This window comes from Mesorhizobium sp. M0340 (assembly GCF_040321535.1).
Taxonomy (GTDB): Bacteria; Pseudomonadota; Alphaproteobacteria; order Rhizobiales; family Rhizobiaceae; genus Mesorhizobium.
In genome coordinates this window covers 1-6,784 of sequence record NZ_JAMYRR010000061.1, presented here as the reverse complement: position 1 = coordinate 6,784, position 6,784 = coordinate 1, and the positions used below count along the sequence as shown (strand labels likewise).

The 6,784-nt window shown below is 58.7% G+C and carries 3 protein-coding genes and 2 pseudogenes; all 5 read right to left on the bottom strand.

Annotated elements, in window-relative coordinates:
• A pseudogene (locus tag NKI79_RS32945) lies at nt 1–298 on the bottom strand (ABC transporter substrate-binding protein); the annotation flags it as partial.
• A gap of 1,534 nt (nt 299–1,832) precedes the next feature.
• Nucleotides 1,833–3,017, bottom strand: a complete 1,185-nt coding sequence (locus NKI79_RS32940; protein ID WP_352807450.1) for a glycine C-acetyltransferase — start codon at nt 3,015–3,017, stop codon at nt 1,833–1,835.
• A gap of 457 nt (nt 3,018–3,474) precedes the next feature.
• Entirely contained in the window at nt 3,475–4,434 is a 960-nt protein-coding gene (locus NKI79_RS32935) for an aminotransferase class IV (protein ID WP_352807447.1), read from the bottom strand.
• 191 nt (nt 4,435–4,625) lie between these two features.
• Nucleotides 4,626–5,078, bottom strand: coding sequence for an Lrp/AsnC family transcriptional regulator (locus tag NKI79_RS32930; RefSeq protein ID WP_352807445.1), 453 nt, complete (start codon nt 5,076–5,078; stop codon nt 4,626–4,628).
• A 461-nt stretch (nt 5,079–5,539) separates the two neighbouring features.
• A pseudogene (locus tag NKI79_RS32925) lies at nt 5,540–6,637 on the bottom strand (IS701 family transposase).
• Between the last annotated feature and the right edge of the window lie 147 nt (nt 6,638–6,784).

The following is a 6,784-nucleotide window of genomic DNA, read 5'->3' as shown; positions in this document are numbered from 1 at the left end:
CGTCCCGCAGCTCGAACGTATAGGTCTTCCTGTCTTCGGACACGCCCCACTTGCCGACCATTTGTGGCTGCGGCATGAACTTCGAGTCTGACCCGAACAGCGTGTCATAAATCGCCAAGCCATGGTCGGCGGTGACGTTCGTCGCTGTATAAATTGGATCGAAGATCCGCAGGTCGCTCGCCTTCACCATGCGCACCGTCGCTGCGCCATCTGACTCAGCCCGCAGAACTGATGAGATCGATAAAGCCGCTCCCGCTAACAAACCCGTTTTGATCAATTCGCGTCGAGAGATTCTCATGTTCCAGTTCCCTTTCGAGTTGGTGGCGCGATTAGTCGCGCTTCTTCGGTCCTGTCGACGCCACGAGCGAACGCCCGATCGGGCGGCGGTAATGATGAGACACTAGCCCTGTGGAGAAGAGAGTGGCCATCAAAATGCCTCGATTGGTGAAATGCAGACCCCACAAAGCGGCGTTGTTTGAAATGTCTCAGCCACCGCGGGCCGCGCGCGGCAACTCATCTTCCATCTCAGGCGCGCAAGCCCAACAAGGGATTTTTGAAGAGCACGCGTTCATTGGTGCCAATCCGGCCGAACCTTTAAGCGCTGCACATCGGGCACAGGTAGGGCGGATCATGGGCACTCGCCTTTTTAGTCAGATCCGTGACAGCGCACGAGGTCAGGTTCACGCTGGGCCAGCGGTAGGCCCTCGTCAAGCCTGATCCTCGGGCATTCAAATCCGGCAGGAACCTGGCTGCCTGCGTCGAGTGCCACGGCAAAACTCCAGCGGCGGCAAGGGAAACGGCTCCGTGGCGTCACCAAGCAAGAGATCGATACCTGCGGCAATTGCCGTGGTCAGCGGGCTCGCGGTCCATCGACTATGCCCAACGCATGGAACGAGGCGACCCTGCTTGGTCCAGTTGCTTGGCTGTGCCCAACGAAGATCGCCGCGGTTGCGCTCGCCGACAAGATGGCGCGGATGATCTGGGCGATCATGACGATCGACGAACGTTACAGAGAGCCACAGGTCGCGGCAGCATAGTCTACCGGTGATTTGAGTTGGGAACCGCAAACGCATGCAATGAGGAAACGGTCGACACTCTGAGATCGGGACACCCACATGCGCCAGAGCGCTTCAAAGCGCGTCCTTCTGGTTGGGACCCCTCTCTGCGCAAGGCATTAAGGCCAGCGGTATATGGCATGTGCCGCACCGACCGATACCGCAGCATATCAAAAATTCTCTTGCCAGCGGGGAGGCGTCCACACACGGCGCAAAGTCAAGGTCACCGAGCGGCGCGCAGCGGAAGACTTTGCCTATTGCATTCGCGACCTCGTTTATATCCATTACCCGCAGACCGAACGCCACAGGGTGAGCTCGACAATCTGTCAACCCGCTCGGCCACTGTGTCCACCAGTTCCTGCGCTTAAGAGGCGTGACGCGTCCTTCGACGGCTGAAATTCCACTACACGCCCAAACACGCCGCGGGCTCAACATGGTCTTAGATCGAAATCGGCGTTCTGCGCCGCCAGTGCCTCAATCTTCGCTTTGACAGCTATGATCGCCTCGTCGCAGAGACCGCTGCCTGGCCATCTGCGAAACACCGGTGGCGCTCGCATCAATTGGGATTTTCTCTACCGAAAACGCACGCCTTTTAGATGGCCAAAGCCTGTCCCTAGCCGGCTTCCAAAGAGTCATAGCCTTATAGGTCATCAACATGCTCCTAAGACAGTAGATTGGACGAGGTAGCCAGCCCTCCGGTTGCACAGATAGACCGGGACCGCCAAGGGCCACCATACGTCCTCGCGGACATCGACGAAGGCGCTCCGCCATGTTGAATCAGATTGCTCCCAATTCCCTGCCTGCCGCTGTGAAGGCCTCGACCGCGCGATCAATATCGGCCTCCGAGTGTGCGGCAGACATCTGCGTCCGGATGCGCGCCTGACCCTTGGGCACCACGGGGAACGAAAAACAGGTCACATAAACGCCGCGCTGGAACATCTTCTCGGCCATTTGCTGCGCGAGGTTCGCGTCGCCTAACATCAAAGGGATGATCGGATGGTTCGCACCAGCCAGCGTGAAGCGCGCCTTCGACATTTTCGAGCGGAAGCGATCGGTATTGTCATACAGCTTTTCGCGCAGTGCATCGCCTTGCTCGATCAGATCGAAGGCCTCCAGCGAAGCCCCTGCTATAGCGGGCATCAGCGTGTTGGAGAACAGATAGGGGCGCGAGCGCTGGCGCAGCCAGTCGACCACCTGCTTCCTGCCCGATGTGTAGCCGCCCGACGCACCGCCCAATGCCTTGCCGAGCGTCCCGGTGATGATGTCCACCCTGCCCTCGACGCCGCAATGTTCGGCCGAGCCACGGCCATTCCTGCCGACGAAGCCAACTGCATGGCTGTCGTCGACCATGACCATTGCGTCATGTTTGTCGGCGAGGTCGCAGACGCCCTTCAGATTGGCGATGATGCCATCCATAGAGAACACGCCGTCGGTGGCGATCAGCCGGAACCGACAGTCGCGCGCCTCTTTCAACCGCGCTTCGAGATCGGCCATGTCGTTGTTGGCGTAGCGGAAGCGCTTTGCCTTCGACAGCCGTACCCCGTCGATGATCGAGGCGTGGTTCAGCGCATCGGAGATGACCGCATCCTCCTCGCCGAGCAGCGTCTCGAACAGGCCGCCATTGGCGTCGAAGCAGGAGCCGTAGAGGATCGTGTCCTCCATGCCGAGGAAGTCAGAAATGGTCGCCTCGAGCTGCTTGTGTTCTTCCTGCGTGCCGCAGATGAAGCGCACCGATGCCATGCCGTAGCCGTAACGGTCGAGCGCCTGCTTGGCCGCCTCGCGCAGTTCGGCGCTGTCGGCGAGGCCGAGATAATTGTTGGCGCAGAAATTCAGCACCTTCTCGCCACCGACCTCGATCTCGGCCGACTGCGTCGAGGCAATCACCCGCTCGGATTTGTAGAGTCCCGCGGACTTCAATCCGGCCAGTTCCGCCGACAAATAGGCAACGAATGCGTTCTTCATCGGCAACTCCCGGGAATGGCATGGAGGACGTCCTACACAAGCATATGCTCAATATCGAGTGGGGATCGCCGCCGATCGCGCAACCTCGCGCGCCACGAGGCCATTGCGACCGTAGCCAGCACCAATGCCGTCATAATCCAACAAATGTGACACGAGCAAACCGGCATCATATTCTCACGGAAAAAAGGCGACGGTCTGATCACTTCTTGAGGTAAGCGTCCTGACGCGCTGCCCCAGCTCGGGGGGCAGAACAGTGCTGTACCATCGCGGATCATGCGCTCGTCTTCCGACAGCTGGTATCCAGCAGTTGAAGACACCGGGTATATGTGTCCGGCAGTCCGCGAACCGAGGACGACACCCGCCGCAGCACGCCCGCTCCATTTCGGTAGCTTTCATGACGAAAGGTCAGTGAGAACTCCACGAAGTCGCCCGCCAACTGCTGTCGCATGGCTACTGATCACGGATACATGACAGCTGTCGACCATGCAGGATCATCGTGCTTTTGCCAGTAGAGATCCATGAGCCGGCGGCTCACGGGCCCGACGAGCCCATTAGCGATCACGGTGTCGTCGATACGCGTCACGGGCATAATGCCGCCGGCAGTCGATGTGATAAATACTTCGTCGGCCGCCTTGATCTCAGCACCACTTACATCGGCGGCCGTTGCTAAGAGCCCGATTTCGGCACAGAGATCGAAGACAGTGCGGCGCGTGATGCCGGGCAAGACTCCAAATGCGGGTGTCCTCAACGATCCGTCCTTCACAACGAACACATTGAAACCAGGCCCTTCCGCAATGTGGCCGTTTGCGTTAACGATAAGCGCAGTCTCCGCTCCTGCGTCATACGCATCGAAGAGACCCTTCACAAGGTCGAGCCAATGATAGTTCTTAATTGTGGGATCGATTGATTTTGGAGGAATGCGAACGGTGTCGCTGATTGCGACGTGCAAACCTCTCTCCAGCTGATCCTTGTTGGCAACCGAGCCAAAGGGGACGGCAAACGCAATGAAGCGGTTCTCCGCCTGGCGGGGATCCCGGCTGAACATCGGCGATGAACCGCGCGTGCAGATCATCTCCACGTATGCCGATCGATGGCCTGACAAAGCGACGCAATTGTTGAGGATCAATGTTATTTTGTTGCGATCATAGGGCTGCTTCATTCGCAGCCTTTTGATACCCTCGAAAAAACGGTCAAGATGCAAATCCAGCCGGAAGAACCTGCCATTCCAAACGTGCACGGTGTCGTAGGTTGCGTCGGAGTGCAGGAAACCCCAATCGAGCACGGATATTTTAGCCTCGGACATATGCACGTATTGTCCATCCATGAAAGCTACCCCGTCCGGATAGCGCCGTCGATCAACGTGATGCTCGTCGATGGTTGGAAGGCCTGGTAAGATCTGTGTCACAAGTGTCGCCATTCGTTTTTCCTCACACCGATTGCTTTCGCGCGCGGAACGGTCGGACAACTCGCACCGTTCTGACGCAAGATGAACTGCACCCTCTACATCGCACAGCTGATTAGGCGAAAAAGATCAATCTGCTGCTTGGCGCGAAACGGCGGTTTCGAAATGAGGCCCGGAGTGATGACTTCATCGCGCCTAGCCCAACGCTATACCGCAACGCGTGGCTCGAACTTGACACGATCAAGCGAAATCATGCTTCGGAATTTTCGGACATTGGGGTTGGTATAGAGCTTTGTCTTGACGAAGACGTCAAAGGCCTCAACGTCCTCGACCGAGACGAGCAGCACGAAATCGGCGTCGCCCGTAACCATGTAGCACTGGGTGACCTCTTTGGCCGCGCGCATCGCGCGCTTGAACTCATCAACGAGGTCAAGACGCTCACGGTCGAGCTCTACCGTGACGACAACGGTGAGCAATTTACCAAAAGCTTTCGGATCCACCAATGAGATGTCCGCAAGGATCACGCCATCCGAACGCAGCTTGTTAACTCGACGCATACATGACGCTGCCGAAGAACCGACCAATTCCGCCAGTTCGGCAAAAGGGAGTCGGTTGTTCTTTTGTAGAGCCGCAAGGATCCTTCGATCTAGGTCATCCATGGAATAATGTCTGCTATGATTGCGACTTCGATAATCGACGGAAGTCGTACTACAATCATTGCATTTTTCCCTGCGAATTGACATAATTAGATCAATCTGACCCGCTCACCGACCAAAAGATGGCGTCCGCCCTGCCGGGAGCGCGTCTACGGCCGTCGCAAAGCGCCATGCGGTGCTCGATCGCCACGGACGAGTGCCTCACCCCCTGTAAGTCCATCTGCCCCCGGCCAGACCGCTCCCAGCTAAAATCCGCTTCCAGCAAACGCCGGGATTAAACATCTAATACTACAGTTGCAGATGGCCTCTTTTCTTGTAGTGAGCGATCATGGCCTGGGCTTGATGCCGTCGTCGGCAAAGCGACCAGGCGAAAATGAAGGCACGGCTGTGAAGCTTTCGCCTGAGGAGGCGCATGATCAACCTTCGAATTTCGGCGACGGTGGGGATAAGAGCGATTTTGCGCGTCAGGCTGCGATTGCTGACTTTGGACTCGTTTCGTTCGGTTTGCCGAGAGCCGAACGGCGCAGATCGGCGCCGAGTTTGGCCAGGAAAGCGGCTGCCGCCATGACCAGCGTCATATGACGGTGCCAACCGTGCCATGAGTGGGCTTCGCAGTGATCGAGACCGAGATCGTCCTTGGCGCGCTGGAAACATTCCTCGATCGTCCAGCGCAAGCCCGCGGCGCCGGCCAGTTCTACGAGCGTCGCGTCCGCGGGCGCAAACACCAGATAAAGCTAAGCGCATGCGGATCGGACCGGCTCCTGCGGATGTAGAGCCTGAGGCCCTTGGCGCCTTCACCCGCCGGAAGCGCCTGCCAGGCCTCGGCGGCGAGTTCCTCGGCCATCTCTTTCGGATCCGTCTGCAGCAGCCCCTGATCGGTCAGCATGCGCAAGGTATGATTGGACCGTATCGCAAGAACATAAAGGCTGTCGGCGCTCCTCGAGCATGCGCCGGGTCTGATAATCCCCGCCATAGGCTGCGTCGGCCAGAACCCACGCGCACGGCACACCCCTGTCGAGCGCGTCGGCCAACATGGCGCGCGCGATCGCCGGCTTGGTCGCGAATGCCACATCTTCGGGAATATGCGCAGCCCTGCGGCGCGCCTCGTCCTTGGCCCACGCTTCGGGCAAGTAAAGCCCCGATCGATGAGTGCCTGGCCGAAACGGCTGGCATAGGCGGCAAACACGCCAACCTGACAGTTTTCGATCCGGCCGGCGGTTCCCGAATATTGCCGCGCGACCCCAACCGAATGCTGGCCTTTCTTCAGGAAACCGGTGTCATCGACAACCAGCACACCCGATCGGTCGCCAAGCGCCTCAATGACATAGTCAAAAACAACAGCGCGCATCATGGCAATCCCAATGCGAGCGGCCAAGCAGCGCCTGCATCCGCCACGGCCTCTCCAGGCCCGCCTTTTCGGCCAGGAGCCAGCGCTTAATCCCCGACAAAAGACCGTCGATGAACGCACCGCAGCTCGCGCGCGCTTCCGAGCGACGGAACACCGAACAAAGCCGGCCTTTCAATGCCGTCAGTTCCCGCTCGACGCGTCCAAGATGGCCGATATTGACCTGTCGATACGCCTCGTCATGGCGGCGGAAGATATCCCGTAATCTCGCCCCGCTCAGCCCATTCGCTCGCGCGGTGGACGGCAATGTCGTAATGGCTGCGGAACGAACAGACCCGCGCTTGGGTCCAGCCATTGCCTCGCC

Coding starts and splice junctions, on each gene's coding strand:
- NKI79_RS32940 (WP_352807450.1), bottom strand. CDS start 3,017: ATGAAGAACGCATTCGTTGCCTATTTGTCGGCGGAACTGGCCGGATTG.
- NKI79_RS32935 (WP_352807447.1), bottom strand. CDS start 4,434: ATGGCGACACTTGTGACACAGATCTTACCAGGCCTTCCAACCATCGAC.
- NKI79_RS32930 (WP_352807445.1), bottom strand. CDS start 5,078: ATGGATGACCTAGATCGAAGGATCCTTGCGGCTCTACAAAAGAACAAC.